Annotated in this window: 17 protein-coding genes; 14 read left to right on the forward strand and 3 right to left on the reverse strand. The window is 69.0% G+C overall.

Annotated features, from left to right (window positions below; all coding sequences use genetic code 11):
• Positions 1–127 precede the first annotated feature (127 nt).
• Entirely contained in the window at positions 128–2080 is a 1953-nt protein-coding gene (locus tag JWR86_RS04215) for an aconitase family protein (RefSeq protein ID WP_299561186.1), read from the reverse strand.
• A 179-nt stretch (positions 2081–2259) separates the two neighbouring features.
• Here JWR86_RS04215 and leuC point away from each other — a divergent pair, with 179 nt between their 5' ends.
• Together leuC and leuD are read left to right on the forward strand one after the other, a co-directional pair.
• Entirely contained in the window at positions 2260–3678 is a 1419-nt protein-coding gene (gene leuC / locus JWR86_RS04220; protein ID WP_299561189.1) for a 3-isopropylmalate dehydratase large subunit, read from the forward strand.
• A gap of 13 nt (positions 3679–3691) precedes the next feature.
• A complete protein-coding gene (gene leuD, locus JWR86_RS04225; protein WP_299561192.1) occupies positions 3692–4342 on the forward strand; it encodes a 3-isopropylmalate dehydratase small subunit in 651 nt (216 codons plus the stop codon).
• A 17-nt stretch (positions 4343–4359) separates the two neighbouring features.
• Here leuD and JWR86_RS04230 read toward each other — a convergent pair whose 3' ends face one another.
• A complete protein-coding gene (locus tag JWR86_RS04230; RefSeq protein ID WP_299561195.1) occupies positions 4360–5148 on the reverse strand; it encodes an SDR family oxidoreductase in 789 nt (262 codons plus the stop codon).
• 152 nt (positions 5149–5300) lie between these two features.
• On the opposite strand from JWR86_RS04230, the gene JWR86_RS04235 reads away from it, so the two are divergent.
• Positions 5301–6293 carry an NADPH:quinone reductase gene (locus tag JWR86_RS04235; protein WP_299561197.1) on the forward strand — a complete coding sequence of 331 codons (993 nt, stop codon included), beginning with the start codon at positions 5301–5303 and terminating at the stop codon, positions 6291–6293.
• Here JWR86_RS04235 and JWR86_RS04240 read toward each other — a convergent pair.
• The gene (locus JWR86_RS04240; protein ID WP_299561200.1) at positions 6268–7212 is read right to left on the reverse strand and encodes a LysR family transcriptional regulator; all 945 of its coding nucleotides are present in this window, start codon (positions 7210–7212) and stop codon (positions 6268–6270) included. The two genes, JWR86_RS04235 and JWR86_RS04240, sit on opposite strands and share 26 nt — an antisense overlap.
• Positions 7213–7382: 170 nt before the next feature.
• Between JWR86_RS04240 and JWR86_RS04245 the strand changes: the two genes are divergently transcribed.
• The 11 genes from JWR86_RS04245 to JWR86_RS04295 all read left to right on the forward strand — a co-directional run.
• A complete protein-coding gene (locus tag JWR86_RS04245; RefSeq protein WP_299561203.1) occupies positions 7383–9008 on the forward strand; it encodes an NAD(P)/FAD-dependent oxidoreductase in 1626 nt (541 codons plus the stop codon).
• Between the two features lie 25 nt (positions 9009–9033).
• A complete protein-coding gene (locus JWR86_RS04250) occupies positions 9034–10017 on the forward strand; it encodes an alpha/beta hydrolase (RefSeq protein ID WP_299561206.1) in 984 nt (327 codons plus the stop codon).
• A 116-nt stretch (positions 10018–10133) separates the two neighbouring features.
• Positions 10134–11393, forward strand: a complete 1260-nt coding sequence (locus JWR86_RS04255) for an ABC transporter substrate-binding protein (protein WP_299561210.1) — start codon at positions 10134–10136, stop codon at positions 11391–11393.
• A 123-nt stretch (positions 11394–11516) separates the two neighbouring features.
• Positions 11517–12422 carry a branched-chain amino acid ABC transporter permease gene (locus JWR86_RS04260; RefSeq protein ID WP_299561213.1) on the forward strand — a complete coding sequence of 302 codons (906 nt, stop codon included), beginning with the start codon at positions 11517–11519 and terminating at the stop codon, positions 12420–12422.
• A complete protein-coding gene (locus JWR86_RS04265) occupies positions 12419–13381 on the forward strand; it encodes a branched-chain amino acid ABC transporter permease (RefSeq protein WP_299561216.1) in 963 nt (320 codons plus the stop codon). Before JWR86_RS04260 ends, JWR86_RS04265 begins: the two co-directional genes overlap by 4 nt.
• A 56-nt stretch (positions 13382–13437) precedes the next feature.
• Positions 13438–14205: an ABC transporter ATP-binding protein gene (locus JWR86_RS04270; RefSeq protein WP_299561219.1), complete on the forward strand. Its 768-nt coding sequence runs from the start codon at positions 13438–13440 to the stop codon at positions 14203–14205.
• The gene (locus JWR86_RS04275; RefSeq protein WP_299561222.1) at positions 14205–14918 is read left to right on the forward strand and encodes an ABC transporter ATP-binding protein; all 714 of its coding nucleotides are present in this window, start codon (positions 14205–14207) and stop codon (positions 14916–14918) included. The genes JWR86_RS04270 and JWR86_RS04275 overlap by 1 nt, the downstream gene beginning before the upstream one ends.
• A gap of 198 nt (positions 14919–15116) precedes the next feature.
• A complete protein-coding gene (locus JWR86_RS04280) occupies positions 15117–15482 on the forward strand; it encodes a hypothetical protein (protein ID WP_299561225.1) in 366 nt (121 codons plus the stop codon).
• Complete coding sequence (locus JWR86_RS04285) at positions 15482–15754, forward strand: DUF5985 family protein (protein ID WP_299561228.1); 273 nt, start codon at positions 15482–15484, stop codon at positions 15752–15754. Before JWR86_RS04280 ends, JWR86_RS04285 begins: the two co-directional genes overlap by 1 nt.
• 3 nt (positions 15755–15757) lie before the next feature.
• Entirely contained in the window at positions 15758–16018 is a 261-nt protein-coding gene (locus JWR86_RS04290; RefSeq protein WP_299561231.1) for a DUF5985 family protein, read from the forward strand.
• Positions 16019–16292: 274 nt separating this feature from the next.
• On the forward strand, positions 16293–17772 hold a 1480-nt coding region (locus tag JWR86_RS04295), incomplete at its 3' end, for a HAMP domain-containing protein (protein ID WP_299561234.1).

The following is a 17772-nucleotide window of genomic DNA, read 5'->3' on the forward strand; positions in this document are numbered from 1 at the left end:
CATTCAGGTTGTTCTCGACCCAGCCTTCAAGCCACTGGTCCACGTCCACATCAGCCACAGCGCGCTCTCCTGCTTTCCGCTCGGCAGCCATTCGCCCGCCGCGGGCGGGCGTCTCCGGCTCGGCCGCTCAGGCGGCCTTGGAGCCGTGCGTTTCCTGGAGGTCCACAAAGGAGCTGATGCGGCCCGACAGGGCACTCGAGGCCACCGTGAAGGGGCTCGCGAGCCACACCTGGCCCGGTCCGGACCGGCCCGGGAAGTTGCGGTTGATGGCGCTCACCGTGACCTCGCCCGCCGTCACCGACTGGCCCGGGCCGCAATTGGCGCAGGCGCCGCAGCCCGGCATCAGCAGCGTGGCGCCGACCTGGCGGAACGTGTCCAGGTAGCCGCGCTCCTGACAGTAGCGGTGCACGTCCATGGTGCCGAACTGCAGAAACAGCCGCGTGCCCTCGGCGACCTTGAGGCCGCGCTCGACGCCCCAGCGCAGCACCTCGTGGTAATTGTCGAAATCCTCGCGCTTGCCGGCCGTGCAGGAGCCGCCATAGGCGATGTCGACCCGCACCGGCGAGGGCACGTCGTCGATGGCGATGCCGTTGCCGGGGTCGCCGGGCCTCGCCACCATCACGGTGAGGTCGGCGCCGTCGAGATCGATGCGGCGCCGGTAGGTCGCGCCCGGGTCGCTCGTCATCCAGTCCTCGAGCTGGAAGTCGATGCCGCGGCGCTCCTTGAGGAAGGCCACGGTCTTCTCGTCCGGCGCCACGATGCCCGTGAAGCCGCCGAGTTCGGCCACCATGTTGGTCAGGGTCGCCCGCTCGTCGACGGACATGGCCCGCACGGCCGAGCCCGCGAATTCGAACACCGCGCCGATCGCTCCGCCGGACTTGATCTCGTCCATCTGCAGGAGATGCAGCACCACGTCCTTGGCCGTGACGCCGGGCCGGAGCGCGCCCTCGATCTCGACCCGCAGGGTCTCGGGAACGACGCAGCGGATGTAGCCCGTGACCCAGCTATGGGCGACGTCGGTCGAGCCCGCCCCGAAGGCCAGGCAGCCGAGCGCGCCCGAATGCGGCGTGTGGGAATCGGTGCCGACCACCACCTGGCCGGGCAGCGCGTAGCGCTCCGTCATCAGGGCGTGGCAGATGCCCTCCGAGCCCGAGCCGTCGGGCAGGGAGCCGTGCACCTTGACCGGATAGGTAGCGGCGAAATCGTGGTGGCCCTGGAGCAGGTCGCCGACGCCCTCGAGCAGGCCGTCCCGCCGATGCGGCAGGCTCTGACCGGCCAGGACCAGGTGGTCGTAGAAGGCCACGATGCTGTCCGGGTCGCGCAGCGGCGCGGGCTTCCCGAACGTCTTGTGCATGATGTGGGCGCTCATGCCCGTGAAGTAGTCGTGGCTGAAGCGCCAATCGGCATGGACAAAGATGCCCGTGCCACGGTCCAGGCTGCGCACGTCCGGATGGGCGTGCCGGCGCAGGATCTTCTCAACCAGCGTCATCGGCCCGCTGGCGCCCGCCCCGTCGCGCGGCGAGGGCAGCGGCCAGGAGGCGCCCCGGCTGAACGGCATCAGGCCGCCGGCCCGGATGATGGCCTTGGTGAGGTCGTCGCGGCCGGAGGTGAACTCCTCGATGTCGATCTCCTCCCCGGCCATGATGCGGGGAATGAGCCCGAAATCGGTGCTCGTCAGGACGCCGATGTTGTCGCAATTCTGCTGGTAGATGCGCTCGAAGCTCTCGGCGATGATCAGCCGGATCCCGGCCGCCTGCTCGGCGATGGGGCTGGATTCGCGGGACGAGCCCTTGCCGTAGCGCTTGCCCGCGACCGTGATCTCGAAGCCGCCGTTCTTGACCGCGTCCGTGCCGATCGGCTTCACGCCGCCGGCCTGGAACCCCACATAGGGGTAACGGCCCAGCCGCTCGTCATAGGTGAGCATCACGGTGACGGGCGTGATCTCGTCCGTGGAAATGCTCTCGCGAAGAGGGCGCGCGGCCTCGAGCGTCACATCCGTGCCAGCGATCTGCGCCGCCACGATGTCGGCCTTGTCGGACAGGTAGAGGAACCGTCCCGTGAAACGTCGCCTGTCGCTCATTGCCGCCGCTATCCTTCGGAGAACCCAAGTTTACGCCACGAGGGCGGTCCGGGACAACAGCCGCGCGCGTGCTGCGGCCGCGCGACGCTGCGGCGAGCCCTCGTCTGCGGCTCGTCTGCATTGACGCTTCCCGCCCTCTGGACCCATACAGCAGACCTTCGCGCGCGAGCCGTGAGGCCATGACAAAGACCCTCTTCGACAAGCTCTGGGACACCCACGCCTTCGCCGACCGGGAGGACGGGACGTCCCTCCTCTATATCGACCGGCACCTCATCAACGAGGTCTCGAGCCCGCAGGCCTTCGAGGCGCTGGATCTCGCCGGCCGGCGCGCCTGGCGCCCGGGCTCGTCCTTCGCCATCGCCGACCACAACGTGCCGACCACCGAGCGCGGCTTCGGCATCGCCGACCCGCTGTCGCGGGCGCAGGTGGACGCGCTGGAGCGGAACTGCCGCAACCAGGGCATCGCCTTTCTGGGCATGGCCGACATGCGCCAGGGCATCGAGCACGTGGTCGGGCCCGAACAGGGCGTCACCCTGCCGGGCATGACCGTGGTCTGCGGCGACTCGCACACCTCGACGCACGGCGCCTTCGCCTGCCTGGCCTTTGGGATCGGCACGTCGGAGGTGGAGCACGTTCTCGCCACCCAGAGCCTGCGCATCCGCCGCATGAAATCCATGCGGGTCAACGTCCAGGGCGAACTCGCGCCCGGCCTCGTGGCCAAGGACATCGTGCTGGCCCTGATCGGGCAGATCGGCACGTCGGGCGCCACCGGCCACGCCATCGAATATGCCGGCCCGGCGATCCGGGCCCTGTCGATGGAAGGCCGGATGACGATCTGCAACATGTCCATCGAGGCGGGCGCGCGCGCCGGCCTGATGGCGGTTGACGACACCACCATCGCCTATCTGCGCGGCCGGCCGCACGCCCCGGAGGGCGAGCTCTGGGACCAGGCTGTCGCCTATTGGCGCACGCTGAAGAGCGACGAGGGCGCGGTTTTCGATCGCGAGATCACGCTGGACGCCTCCCGCATCACGCCGCAGGTGACCTGGGGCACCTCCCCCGAGATGGTGACCGGCATCGACGGCCTCGTGCCGGATCCGGATCGCGAGCCCGACGCCGCGCGGCGCGAAAGCTACCGGCGCGCGCTCACCTATATGGGCCTCGCGCCGAACACGCCGATCCGGGCCATCCAGCTCGACAAGGTGTTCATCGGCTCCTGCACCAATGCCCGCATCGAGGATCTGCGGGCCGCCGCCGCCGTGGTCCGCGGCCGCCGCAAGGCGGACAGCATCAGCCTCGCCATGGTCGTGCCCGGCTCCGGACTGGTGAAGGAGCAGGCCGAGCGCGAGGGCCTGGATCGTGACTTCGTCGCGGCCGGCTTCGAGTGGCGGGATTCCGGCTGCTCCATGTGCATGGCCATGAACGCCGACCGGCTCTCGCCGGGCGAGCGCTGCGCCTCCACCTCGAACCGCAATTTCGAGGGCCGCCAAGGCGCGGGCGGCCGCACGCATCTCGTCAGTCCGGCCATGGCGGCCGCGGCCGCGATCGCCGGCCATTTCGTGGACGTCCGGGAGCTCGGCCCCGGCGAGCAGCGCTGAGGGAGCCCGCCCCATGACCCCCTTCCAGCGCTGCGAAGGCGTCGTCGTTCCGCTCGACCGGCTGAACGTCGACACCGACCAGATCATCCCGGCCCGCTTCCTGACCTCCATCAGCCGGAGCGGATTCGGCCCGAACCTGTTTTATGGCTGGCGCTACCTGCCGGCGGGTCCGGGCGGGGCGGCGCCGGTGCCCAATCCGGATTTCGAGCTGAACGAGGAGCGCTTTGCGGGCGCGCCGATCCTGCTGACGCGGCGCAACTTCGGCTGCGGCTCCTCGCGCGAGCACGCCGTCTGGGCCTTGCAGCAGCAGGGCTTCCGGGTGGTGATCGCCCCGACCTTCGGCGACATCTTCTACCAGAACAGCCTCAAGAACGGCTTCCTGCCGGTGGTTCTCCCCGAGGAGGCGGTGGACGAGCTGTTCCAGGCGGCCCGCAAGGCCAACGCGCTGCAGCTCGTGGTGGACCTCGAGACGCAAACCGTCTCGGCGCCCTCGGCCGGCCTCCGCTACAGCTTCGAGATCGACGGCTTCAGCCGCGACTGCCTCCTGCGCGGGCTGGACGACGTCGCCCTGACCCTGACCGAGGCCGACGCCATCCGGGCCTTCGAGACCCGGCACCTGGCGGCCTATCCGTGGCTGGCCCGGGACCTCAACGCCACGACCTGACCGGCGGCGGGCAGAGCCTAGACCGCGTTCGATAGCGGCTCGCGAAGCCCGCCATACTGGGTCCAGGTGATGCCGCAGAGCAGGCCGGCATCCACCGGCAGGTTGATCCCGGTGACCGCCGAGGCCGCCGGCGAGAGCAGAAAGGCCACGGCCGTGGCGATCTCGGCCGGGTCGATCATCCGCTGCAGCGCGGCGGAGCGGGCCAGGACCGACGGATCGCGCTGCCCCTTGTCGATGGCGCTCTGAACCGCTGGCGTCAGCGTGTAGCCGGGCGAGACGGCATTGATCCGGATGCCGGCCGGGCCCCACTCGGCGGCCAGGCATTCGGTGATCGAGATCACGGCCGCCTTGGCCGGGCCGTAGGCATGCAGCGGCATGGACACCATGCCGGAGATGGACGCGATGTTGACGATCGCTCCGCGCCGTCGCGCCGCCATCCGGTGGCCGAACGCTACGCAGCAAAGATAGAGCCCGCGCTGATTCACGCGGACGACCTCGTCGAACCGCGACATGGGCAGTTCGGAGGGACGGACCGGGACCTGCAGGACCCCGGCGCTGTTCACCAGGGCCGCCACCGGGCCCATCTCGCTCTCGATGGCAGCCACGACCCGGTCAACCGCCGCCTCGTCGCCCACGTCCAGCTCGTAGGCTCGCCCGCCAGTCTCGCCGGCGACCCGTTCCGCGCCCGCCCGGTCGCGGTCGATCACCGCAACGAGGTAGTCCTGCTTTGCGAGCTCTTGGACGCAAGCCGCACCGATTCCGCTTGCGCCGCCGGTCACGGCCGCCACCTGTTTCGCCAACGTCACCTCCCGAAAAACCGTCTCGCGCGGTCCTGTCGAAGGTGTCGGCGCTGGTCCCGGAGCGTGTCAAGCGCAGAGGTGGGCCGTCGCTTCCGGCTGGTGGCGGCGGCGATCCGTGGTTACAGCCGGGCAGGTAAAAGCTCTGGGAGGCACACAGGATGAGGGCAGGCTGGTACGAGACGAACGGGCCCGCCCGGCAGGTCCTGCGAGTCGGCGAGCTGCCGGACCCGGAGCCCGGCCCCGGCGAGGTGCTCGTGCGGCTCGCGGCGTCCGGCGTGAACCCGTCCGACGTGAAAACGCGCGCCGGCTCCCGCCCGATGACTGCTCCCCGGGTTGTTCCGCACAGCGACGGCGCCGGCGTGATCGAGGCCGTGGGCCCCGGCCTCTCCCCTGCACGGGTCGGCGAGCGGGTCTGGATCTGGAATGGGCAATGGAAGCGGCCCTTCGGGACGGCCGCTGAGCTGATCGCCCTGCCGGCGGAGCAGGCGGTCCGGCTTCCCGAGGGGACGGATTTCGTCGACGGCGCCTGCCTCGGCATCCCGGCGCTCACGGCCTATCGGGCGCTCACCACCGATGGCTCGGTGAAGGGCCAGACGGTGCTGGTTCAGGGTGGCGCGGGGGCGGTCGGGCATTACGCCGTGCAGATGGCGAAGCTCCTCGGGGCGGCCAGCGTGCTGGCGACCACGAGCTCGCCCGAGAAGGCCGCCCACGCCCGGGCCGCGGGCGCCGACGCCGTCATCGACCGCCACCGCGAGGATGTGGTCGCCCGGGTGCGCGACCTGACGGGCGGGCGCGGTGTCGACCGCATCGTCGAGGTGGATGCGGCCGCCAATATGCGGATGGTCCCCTCGCTCGTGGCTCAGGACGGCCTTTGCGTGGTCTACGGCTCTAGCACGAGCGAGGTCATGTCCACCTTCGGGCCGATGATCCTGTCCGGCGTCGCAGTGCGCTGGTTCATCGTCTACGAACTCGCCCCCGCCGTTCGCGAGGAAGCGGTCAGCCGGCTCAACGGCTGGCTCGCCGCCGGTGCCCTCCAGCATGCGGTCGCCCGCACCTTCCCGCTGGACGAGATCGCGGCCGCGCACGAGGCCGTGGAAAGCAACACGGTTGTCGGCAACGTCGTGGTCACGATGGCCGCGGGGCGTCGCTGAGGAGCAGCCGGGGCACCGCCCCCCGCCAGTGCCGCCAGGGCGGGGGATCGGCGAAGGCTTCGTCCAGGAAGTCGAGAAAGGCCCGGACGCGGGCGCTGAGATGGCGCCGGCTCTCGTAGACGGCGAAGATCGGGTCCTCGTCGAGGCATTGGTGGTCCGGAAAGAGCTCCACTAGCCGCCCGGCCGCGAGGTCGTCGGCAACCTGGAGTTCCACCAGGCGCACGATGCCGAGACCCGTCCGGGCGAGTTCCATCAGCATGGAGGCCTGGTTGGTGACGACCCGGGCCCGGATGTCGAGCGGCGTCCCGTCCCGGCCGAACCAGGTGCTGGCCGCGATGCCGGCGATGAAGTTGAGGCAGGTATGCCGGGCGAGATCGTCCGGATGCGAGGGGGATCCGTGCGCCAGCAGATAGCTCGGCGCCGCGCAGATGATCCACCGCGTCGAGGCGAACCGCCGCGCGACCAGCGATGAATCCTGCAGATGTCCGACATGGATCGCCACATCCATGCCGTCGTCGAGCAGGTGGCCGGGATCCATGCGGAGCTGCACCTCGACCGCGAGCCGGGGGTGGCGCCGGCAGAAATCGGGCACGCGCGGGGCCAGGGCGGCCTGGGCAAAGATCGGCATGGAGCGGACCCGGAGCCGGTCCTGCGGCGCCGTTCCGGCGAACACGGCGGCGTCCGCCGATTCCACCGCAGCGATCGCCTCCAGGGCCGCCGTGTAAAAGGCCTCCCCCTCCCGGGTCAGCGAAATCGCACGGTGCGTGCGGCTGAACAACAGCGCGCCGAGCCGGTCCTCGATGCGGGCGATGGTCTTGCTCACGGCCGAGGGCGTGCAGCCCAGGTTCCGGGCCGCGGCCGAAAAGCTGCCGTCCTGAACGGCCCGGACCAGGACCAGCATCTCGGAATAACGGTTCACCGTCATTGCCTCCGCGTCACAGGAGGTTTGACCAATAGGACATGGTAGCGGGTTCGGGAACGCCCTAGCCTGATCCCAAGAGTTGGGACCGGCCGCCACAAGGCGGACCGCAGTTCCGCCGGGGAGAACGGCGCCATGCACCGCGCTCCCCTGATCAGGAGGACGCCGAGGTGGCCGCAGCCGCACCGAAGCCCGCCGGGGCTCAAGTCTTCGACGCCATCATCGTGGGCGCAGGCTTTTCGGGCCTGTATCAGCTGCACAAGCTGCGCGATGAGCTCGGCCTGAACGTTCGGGTGCTGGAAAAGGGCGACGGCATCGGCGGCACCTGGTTCTGGAATCGATATCCGGGCGCGCGCTGCGACTCCGAGAGCTACTATTACTGCTATTCGTTCAGCCCGGAGATCCAGCAGGAGTGGAGCTGGACGGAACGTTATCCGGAGCACCCGGAGATCCGGCGCTATCTCGATTTCGTGGCCGACCGGCTCGACCTGAACCGCGACATTCAGCTCTCCACCACAGTGACGGGAGCGCGGTTCGACGGGGCGCGGTCCCTGTGGACGGTGGACACCGCCGGGGGCGAGCGCTTCGAGACGCGATTTCTGATCACGGCCGTGGGCTGCCTGTCGGCCGCCAATATCCCGAAATTCGATGGCCTCGAGAGCTTCCGCGGCTCGTGGTACCACACTGGCGCGTGGCCCCGTGAGGGCGTGGACTTCACGGGCAAGCGGGTCGGCCAGATCGGCACCGGCTCGACCGGCATCCAGGCCGCACCCGTGATCGCGGCGGAGGCCGCTCACCTCACGGTGTTTCAGCGCACGGCGAATTACAGCATTCCGGCCCGCAACCGCCCGATGACCCCGGAGGAAACCCGGGCCATCAAGGCGAGCTATCCGGAGATCTGGGAAAAGGCTCGGGCCGGCACCAATGGCCACCCGTTCGACGTCGCCGCCCGGAGCGCCCTCTCGGTTTCCGACGAGGAGCGCGAGGCGATCTACGAACAGGCCTGGGCGCGGGGCGGGCTGCGCTTCCGCGCCTCCTTCCAGGACATCCTGGCCGACAAGGCCGCCAACGACACCGCCTCCGACTTCCTGCGCCGCAAGATCGCCGAAGTGGTCGAGGACCCGGAGGTGGCCGAGCGCCTGACACCGCGCGACCACGGTTTCGCGACCAAGCGCCCGCCCATCGACACGGCGTATTTCGAGACCTTCAACCGGGACAACGTGTTGCTGGTCGACCTAAAGGCGGAACCGATCGTCGCCGTCACGGAACGGGGCATCAGGACCACGGCCCGCGACTACGAGCTCGACATCATCGTCTTCGCGACCGGCTTCGACGCGCTCACCGGGCCGCTGCTCGCGCTCAACATCGAGGGCGAGAACGGCCTGCCGCTCCGGCAGGCCTGGGCCGAGGGGCCGCGCACCTACCTGGGCCTGCAGGTTCCGGGCTTTCCCAACCTGTTCACGATCACCGGCCCGGGCAGCCCCTCGGTCTTGTGCAACATGCCGATCGCCATCGAGCAGCATGTGGACTGGATCACGGCTGCGATCCGCCACCTGCGCGAGCACGGCCTCGACCGGATCGAGGCGCGGCCCGAGGCTGCGGATGCCTGGGTCGAGCACGTCAACGAGGCCGCGAACGCGACCCTCCTGCCGATGGCTGCGAGTTCCTGGTATCTGGGCGCCAACGTGCCCGGGAAGCCGCGCGTCTTCATGCCCTATGCTGGTGGCTTCGCCCGCTACATCGGCATCTGCAATGAGGTGACGGGGGACGGATACCGCGGCTTCGCGCTACGATGATCGCGGCGGGGTCGGGGAACGCGCGATGACGGCCATCCATCCGGACGTGCAGGCGATGCTCGCCGCGGCGCGTGCCGCCGGCAGCCTGCCGTTCGAGGCCATGGAGCCGCCCGTCTGCCGGGAGGCGTATTCCGCCCGCCGTCTGCTGCTGCAGGAGCCCCCGGACGAGGTCGCCGCGATGCTGGACCTGTCCGCCCCGGGGCCGGGCGGCCCCGTGCCGCTGCGGCTGTATCGGGCGCAGGGAACGGCCGAGACCGAAGCGCTGCCTGCTCTCGTCTACCTCCATGGCGGCGGCTGGGTGCTCGGCAACCTCGAGAGCCACGACGCGATCTGCTGCCGCTTGGCCAACGAGGCGCGCTGCGCCGTCGTGGCCGTGGAGTACCGCCTGGCCCCGGAGCATCCGTTTCCGGCCGCGCTGGAGGATGCCGCGGCCGCGTTCGCCCATGTGGCCGGCGCGGCCCGGAGCCTCGGCGTCGATCCGGACCGGATCGCGGTCGGAGGCGACAGCGCCGGCGGAAACCTGGCGGCCGTGCTGGCCCTGATGGGGCGAGATGGCGCATTGCCGCCCGCCGTCTGCCAGGTCCTCCTTTATCCGGCGGTGGACCTCGCCATGGACAGCCCCAGCTACGGGGGCACCACCGCCGGCATGACCGTCACTCCGGCCACCATGCGGTACTTCGTGGACCATTACGTGCCCGACCCCGAGCGGCGTCGGGACTGGCGCGCCTCGCCGCTTCGGGCCCCCTCGCTGGCCGGGGCGCCCCCGGCCCTGGTCGTCACCTGCGGCCACGACCCGCTGCGCGACGAGGGACAGCTCTATGCGGCCCGGCTGGAGCGGGAGGGCGTGCCGGTCACCGCCCTGCACATGAGCGACCAGACGCACGGCATGCTCACGCTGACCAAGCCCATCCGGGCGACCGCCGGCGTGCTCGCCTTCGTGGGCGCGACGCTGCGGGACGCCTTTCGGCACGCCGGCCGGCCGGCCCTTCGCAAGGAGGCCGCCGCCTAGCCACACCCAACACCACCCGGGCGACCGGGCGCGTGCGAACCGGACCCGGATCTCGGGCCGAACAACGACAACCAGAGCCGGGGGCCCCCAGCCATTCCGGCCGTCAGGAGGAACGCATGACCAAGACCACGGGCGTCGTGGGTCGACGCGCATTCATCGGCGGCATGGCTGCAGGCGCCGCCATCACGGGATTTCCCCACATCGCCGGCGCGCAGGCCAAGGCCATTCGCATCGGGCTTCCGACCATCCTGTCGGGACGCGTCGCGATCCTCGGCACCTCCTCGCGTGCCGCGGTGCAGCTCGCCACCCAGCAGGTGAACGACGCGGGCGGCATCGCCGGCCGGCGCATCGAGATCGTGGACCGGGACAGCAAGGGACGGCCGGACGAGGCGGCCCGCGTGACGCGCGACCTGATCAACAACGACGGCTGCGAGATCGTCATCGACGGCGAGGCCTCCTCCGGCGCCTTTGCCGTGCATGAGGTGGTCCGCGATCTCGGCGTTCTGTGCCTGCACACCTGCTCGGAAACGTCGTCCCTGTCCGCGGATCCCAAGCTGTTCGTGAAGACCGCCTTCCGGTGCGCCCGCCAGGGCATCCACGATGCGGTGGCCGGCGGGACCTATGCGTCGGAGATCTCGAAGGCCAAAGGCCTGAAGAAATGGGCGACCTGCTCGCCCGACTACGCCTATGGGCGGGACAACACGGCCGAGTTTGTGGAATACGTGAAGCTGTTCGATCCGCAGATCGAGGTGGTCGACCAGCTCTGGCCGAAACTGTTTGCTCCCGACTACACCGAGAGCATCACCAAGATGCTGCAGGTGAAGCCGCAGGCCGTCTATTCGGCCCTGTGGGGCGGCGACCTGGTGGCCTTCATCGAGCAGTCGAACCTGTACCGCCTGTTCGCCAACACGGCCTTCTTCAGCGGAGGCCTCGGCGACCCGCCGGTGCTGTCGGCCATCAAGCAGCTGCCGCCGGGGCTCAACACCGCCTACCGCTACAACCGCAACTATCCGGCGAACCCGGAGAACACGGCCTATGCCGACGGGTTCGTGAAGATCGCCGGGCATGAATCCACCAATTGGGGCTGGCAGAACTACCTGGCGACGCAGTTCATCTTCGAGGCCCTGCGCCGCACCGGCGGCAAGACGGATGGCGGCGCACTCGCAGCCGAGATCAAGGGCATGACGGTGAAGTCGGGCTTCGGCGTCGATGGCAACATCACGATGCGGGAGAGCGACCACACCATCATCAACTACCCGGTCGCCTGGGGCCGGACGGTGCCCAAGGCTCCCTGGGTGGAAGGCTTCCAGGCCGTGGAATGGGCCAAGATCCTGGAGCTCGAGCAGCAATGGAAGAAGAGCAAGGGCTACGCCTGAGCCCGGGCTGACCGAGGAAAGTTTGGTGGCCGGGCGCGTCCCGGCCACCCGAGACGACCATCGTGCGTTCGGCCGCGACACTGAGCCGCCGCAATGCGCGCGGCCCGAGGGGGGAACAGACCGTTGAACCTTGACGCCCTGGCCGGATGCGTGTCGTCGAGCGCGTGCCTCGTCACGCAGATCTCGACGGCTCTGATCGTCGGCATGCTGCTGTTCATGGTGACGTCGGGCCTGTCGCTGATCTTCGGCGTGCTCGGCATCATCAACTTCGCGCACGGCGCCTTCTACATGATGGGGGCCTATTTCGCCCTCGCCGCTTACCAGCTCACCTCGAGTTTCGCGGTCGCCTTCCTGGCCGGGGCGCTCGGCGTTGGCCTGCTCGGCATCGTGTTCGAGCGGCTCGTGATGAGCCGCGTCTACGGCACTGACGTCCTCATGCAGCTCCTGGTCTGCTACGCGATGATCCTCATCGCGGACGATGTCGTGAAGATCGTGTTCGGGCCCGAATACAAAATGATGGGCATGCCGGACGCGTTCGCCCTGCCGCCGATCGAGCTCTTCGGCGGCTTTATTCCGGCCTATTACGTGTTCATGATCGGCGCGAGCCTGCTGATCGGGCTGCTGCTGTGGCTCGGCATCAACAAGACACGGCTCGGCAAGACGATCCGGGCGCTCGCCATCAACCCGCAGATGGTCGGCGCGCTCGGCATCAACACCACCCTCCTCTACGCGGGCGTGTTCGGGATCGGCAGTCTGCTGGCCGGCGTGGCGGGGGCGCTCGCCGCGCCCACCCGGACGCTCACGCCCGGCATGGGCGTCTCGATCCTGATCGAGAGCTTCATCGTCACCGTGATCGGCGGCATGGGTTCCATTGCGGGCGCGCTGATCGCCGCCCTGCTGATCGGCTTCGCGCGCGCCTTCGGGGCCATTGGCTGCCCGCTGTTTGTGGACGGGCTGATGTTCGCCCTCATGGCGGTGGTCCTGGTCGTCAAACCGAGCGGCCTGCTCGGACGCGAGCCGGCCCGATGATGCGGCCCGGACTCGCCCGCGACGCGGCCGTCTGCGCGGCGGGGCTCGCCCTGCTGCTGGTGCTGCCCCTCGCCTTCCCGCAGCCCGCGCTGCGCGACTTCCTGATCTACGTCATGGCCTACGGCCTGCTGGCCATGTCGCTGAACCTGCTCGTCGGCCTGACCGGCCTCGTCTCGTTCGGCCACGCCGCCTATTTCGCGTCCGGGGCCTATATGTTCGGCCTGCTGATGCAGTCGGGCCGGGTCTCGATCCCGGTGGCCATCGTGGCAACGGTGGCCGGCACGGCGCTGATCGCGCTGGTGATCGGGGCCATCTGCGTGCGCCTGAAGGAGATCTACTTCTCCTTCATCACTCTGGCGTTCCAGATGTTCATTCACTCCATCATCCTGACCTGGGTCAGCCTGACCGGCGGCGACCAGGGCCTGATGGGCGGCATCCCGCGGCCGCCCTTCCTGGGCATCAACCTGAATGAAGGCACGGCGCTCTACGGCTTCTGCGCCGCCGTCTTTGTGGCCTGCGTGCTGCTGATGCGGCAGGTCTGGATGTCCCCCTTCGGCTACGCGCTCCGCCTGATCCGCGACAATCCGAGCCGGGCGAACTTCGTCGGGATCGACGTGGTGCGGGCCAAGCTCGGCATCTTCGTCTTTGCCGGCGCGATGGCGAGCGTGGCCGGCGTCCTGCTCGCGCTGTTCGTGTCGGGCGCCTATCCGGAATTCGGCTTCTGGACGACCTCGGGCGAGGCGATCTTCATGATCATGCTGGGGGGCTCGCAGCTCTTCGTGGGCCCGCTGGTCGGGGCCTTTCTGCTGCAGCTCCTGAACCGGACCGTGACCATCTACACCGAGCATCACGGGCTCGTTCTCGGGCTGGTGATCCTGCTCATCGTGCTCGGCTTGCGCCAGGGCGTGGGGGCCTTCCTGTTCGAGCGGCTGGCCCGCCGGCGGCAGGCGCGGCGCTAAACCGCGGCCCCGCTGCCGGCGGACGCCGCGGCCGGTTCAGAGCGGGGTGTGGCCTGATGCTCAGCGTGCAGGGGCTCTCCAAATCCTTCGGTGGCGTGCAGGCGACGCGCGACGTCTCCATCGACTTCCCCAAGGGGTCGCTGAGCGCCATCATCGGCCCGAACGGCGCCGGCAAGACCACCTTCTTCAACCTGGTTTCGGGCGCGTTCCGGCCCGATGCCGGCCGCGTCATCCTGAACGGGCAGGACATCGTCGGCCTGTCCAGCCTCGAGGTGGTGCGCCGCGGCATGGCCCGCGCCTTCCAGGTCGCGGCCCTGTTCCCGAGCCTGACCGTGCGCGAGGCGCTGTCCGCCGCCGTGATCTCGCACCGCCGGCGCTCCTGGACCCTGCTCCGCCGCTTCCCGCTCGCGGACACGGCCGGGCGGGTGGACGAGATCCTGTCCCTCCTCAGCCTCGAGGCTCAGGCGGACACCCTCTCCCGCAACCTGTCACACGGCGACCAGAAGCTGCTCGACATCGCGCTGGCGCTCGCCATGGATCCATCGGTGCTCTTGCTGGACGAACCCACCGCCGGCATGGGCACCGAGGAGCGCTGGCGCATGATCGGCAAGGTGCAGCAGCTCTGGGAGCACACGGGCATGACCGTGCTGTTCATCGAGCATGACATGGACATCGTGTTCCGCATCGCCCAGGCGATCTACGTCCTGAAATACGGCCAGGTGCTGGCCCGCGGCACGGCCGACGAGATCAGGACCAACCAGGACGTGATCGATGCCTATCTCGGCACCGACCACCATGTGGCCGCCCAGGCGGGAGCGGTGTGATGGCCGAGCCGCTGCTCCGCATCGAACAGGCGGACGTCTTCTACGGCGCGAGCCAGATCCTGTTCGGGATCGACCTCGAAGTCGAAAAGGGCCAGACCATGGCGCTCCTCGGCCGCAACGGGGCCGGCAAATCCACCACCTTCAAAACCATCATCGGCATCGCGCCGCCGCGGCGCGGCCGCGTCATCCTGTCCGGCGAAACGGTGTCCGGCCGGCCGCCCTACCGGATCGCCCGGGCCGGCATCGGCTACGTGCCGGAGGACCGCCAGGTTTTTCCGGAGCACACGGTGGAGGACAACCTGATCGTCGCCGCCAAGAAGGGTCCTGGCGGCGGCGCGCATTGGGACCTCGACACGGTGTACCGGGTGTTCCCGATCCTGGCCGGCATGAAGGGCCGGCTGGCCGGCCGTCTCTCCGGCGGGGAGCAGCAGATGCTGACCATCGCCAGGACCCTGATGGGCAATCCCGAGCTCCTGCTCCTCGACGAGCCCAGCGAGGGGCTCGCGCCCATCATCGTGCAGGCCATTGGCGACCTGATCCGGACGCTGCGGGGGATGGGGGTCACCATCCTGCTGGCGGAGCAGAACATGAATTTCTGCCTCGGCGTCGCCACCCATGCGACGGTGGTCGACAAGGGGCAGGTCGTCTACCGCTCAACGATTGCCGAGCTGCGCGACGACGAAGCCGTCAAGAGCCGCTACCTGGCCGTGTAGGGGCCGGCTCCCGGCACAGTCGCGCTGCGGCACATGGCTCCGGGTCCGCCGGCCCACCAAGCGCGGCCGAGCCCCCAGCCGACCATGGGAGGGGGCGGCTGCAAGGCCGCCGACGCCGTGCGACAGGGGAAGGCATTGCGCGCCCTGTCCGATTTCGGTAGCCCCCTCCCGAGATGGATCATCTCAACAGGTCATAGCGTGATCGAGAACGAGCTTCTCGAATTCGTGCGCTCCTCGATCAGGTCGGTTTGGAATGTCGAGCTGCTGCTTCACCTCCAGCGTTCCGACGTGCGCTCCTGGGCCATGGACGAGTTGGTGCGCGATCTGCGTGCGAGCGCGTCCGTGGTGAGAGACGGTCTGCAGGTTCTCCACACGGCGGGGCTCGTGGCGAAGGACGAAGGCGGGCATTGGCGCTACGCGCCGGCCTCACCGGTGTTTGACAGGCTCACCAGCGAACTCGAGATCCTGTACCGGGAACGGCCCACGGCAGTGACACAGGCCCTTTTCGCACGAACGGACCGGCTCCGGTCCTTTGCCGACGCGTTCAGGCTGAGGAAGGACTGATGTCAGGCTGGAAGGCCGCGATCTACCTCCTCTGCCTGCTGGCCAGCGCGGGCTGCGCCGCGCTTCTCGTGCGAAGCTATCTGCAGACCGGCGGGCGGCTGCTCCTGTGGAGCGCCGGCTGCTTCCTGCTTCTGGCGCTGAACAATCTCCTCGTGGTGATGGACCTGCTGGTGATCGAGAGCGTCGATTTCCTGGTCTTCCGCCGGCTCACATCGCTGGCTGCGGTCTCCATGCTCATCCTTGGCTTCGTCTGGGAAGCGGAGGAGAGCTGACCTATGCTGGACTTCAGCTTCGGCGCGGTCGCGATGGGCCACCTCGTCGCTTTCGCGTTCTTCCTGAAATTCTGGCGCCGGACCCGGGACCCGCTCTTCGCGGCCTTCGCGGCCGCCTTCGGCCTGTTCGCGCTGGAGCAAACGCTGATCGCCTGGGCCGGGCTGTCGAAGGAGGAGCAGACCTGGTTCTATCTCCTGCGCCTGGCCGGGTTCCTGCTCATCATCGGGGCCATCCTGCGGAAGAACAAACGCGGCGCCCGCTGACACGGTGCCGGCCCGGGCGGGCCGGCCCGGCGCGTGGCATGGCTCAGAGGACCCGGGTATAGGTAGAGGATTCGGCACCGGAGACGCCGAGCGGAGTGGAATGATGAGCGAGTCTTCCGATCTCGCCGCCGCGGGCGCGGCGCCTGCAGGGGCCACGCCCGGCAACCAGGCCGACGCGACCACCTCGCCGGAGCCCGGGCCGCGCCTGCTGCAGGCCAACGGTCATTCGGAGGAGGGGCTGCACGCGGCCGAGCTGCTCGACGCGCTGGAAGCCATGCGGCTTGGCGACTTCTCCGTCCGCCTGCCGCGTCACCACACCGGCCTCGCCGGCAAGATCGCGGACACCTTCAACGACATCGTCGCGTCCAATGAGCGCATGGCGAAGGCATTGGAGCATGTCGGCCAGGTCGTCGGGCGGGACGGCAAGACCCGCACCCGCGTCCGCTTCGGGATTGCGGATGGCGCCTGGGGCGACATGGAGGAATCGGTCAACACCCTGATCGACGACCTGCTGTGGCCGACCACGGCGGTCACCCGGACCATCACGGCGGTGGCCAAGGGAGATCTGCTCCAGACGGTGCCGCTGGATGTCGACGGTCGCGCCCTGAAGGGCGAATTCCTGCGCTCCGCGACCATCGTCAACACGATGATCAAGCAGCTCTCCGTGTTCACCTCCGAGGTGACCCGCGTCGCCCGCGAGGTCGGCACGGACGGCAAGCTCGGCGGTCAGGCCCAGGTTTCGGAGGTGACGGGGGTCTGGAAGGACCTCACCGAGTCCGTGAACTCGATGGCCTCGAACCTCACCGCGCAGGTCCGTAACATCGCGGACGTGACCATCGCGGTGGCGAACGGCGACCTGTCCAAGAAGATCACCGTGGACGTGCGGGGCGAGATCCTGCAGCTCAAGGAAGCCATCAACACGATGGTCGACCAGCTGCGCTCCTTCGCCTCCGAGGTGACCCGCGTGGCGCGCGAGGTCGGCACCGAAGGCAAGCTCGGCGGTCAGGCCATCGTGCCGGGCGTAGCCGGCACCTGGAAGGACCTCACCGATTCCGTGAACGCCATGTGCGGCAACTTGACCGCCCAGGTGCGCAACATCGCGCAGGTCACCACCGCGGTCGCGCGCGGCGACCTGTCCCGCAAGATCACCGTCGACGTCTCGGGCGAAATTCTGGAGCTCAAACAGACCATCAACACGATGGTCGACCAGCTGAACGGCTTCGCCGGCGAGGTGACGCGCGTGGCGCGCGAGGTCGGCACGGAGGGCAAGCTCGGCGGCCAGGCGCAGGTGCCGGGCATCGCGGGCACCTGGAAAGACCTGACCGACAACGTGAATTCCATGGCCGGCAACCTGACCGGCCAGGTCCGCAACATCGCCGAGGTGACGACCGCGGTCGCCAACGGCGACCTGTCCAAGAAGATCACGGTCAACGTCTCGGGCGAGATCCTGGAGCTCAAGGAAACCATCAACACGATGGTGGACCAGCTCAATGCCTTCGCGGGCGAGGTGACGCGCGTGGCCCGCGAGGTCGGCACCGAGGGACGGCTCGGCGGCCAGGCGCAGGTACCGGGCGTCGCCGGCACCTGGAAGGACCTGACCGATTCCGTGAACTCGATGGCGGGCAATCTCACGGCCCAGGTGCGCAACATCGCCGACGTGTCGACCGCGATCGCCAACGGCGACCTGTCCAAGAAGATCACCGTGGACGTCAAGGGCGAGATCCTGGAGTTGAAGAACACCATCAACACCATGG

The sequence above is a fragment of the Enterovirga sp. genome (assembly GCF_028290205.1).
In the GTDB taxonomy this organism is placed as follows: domain Bacteria; phylum Pseudomonadota; class Alphaproteobacteria; order Rhizobiales; family Beijerinckiaceae; genus Enterovirga.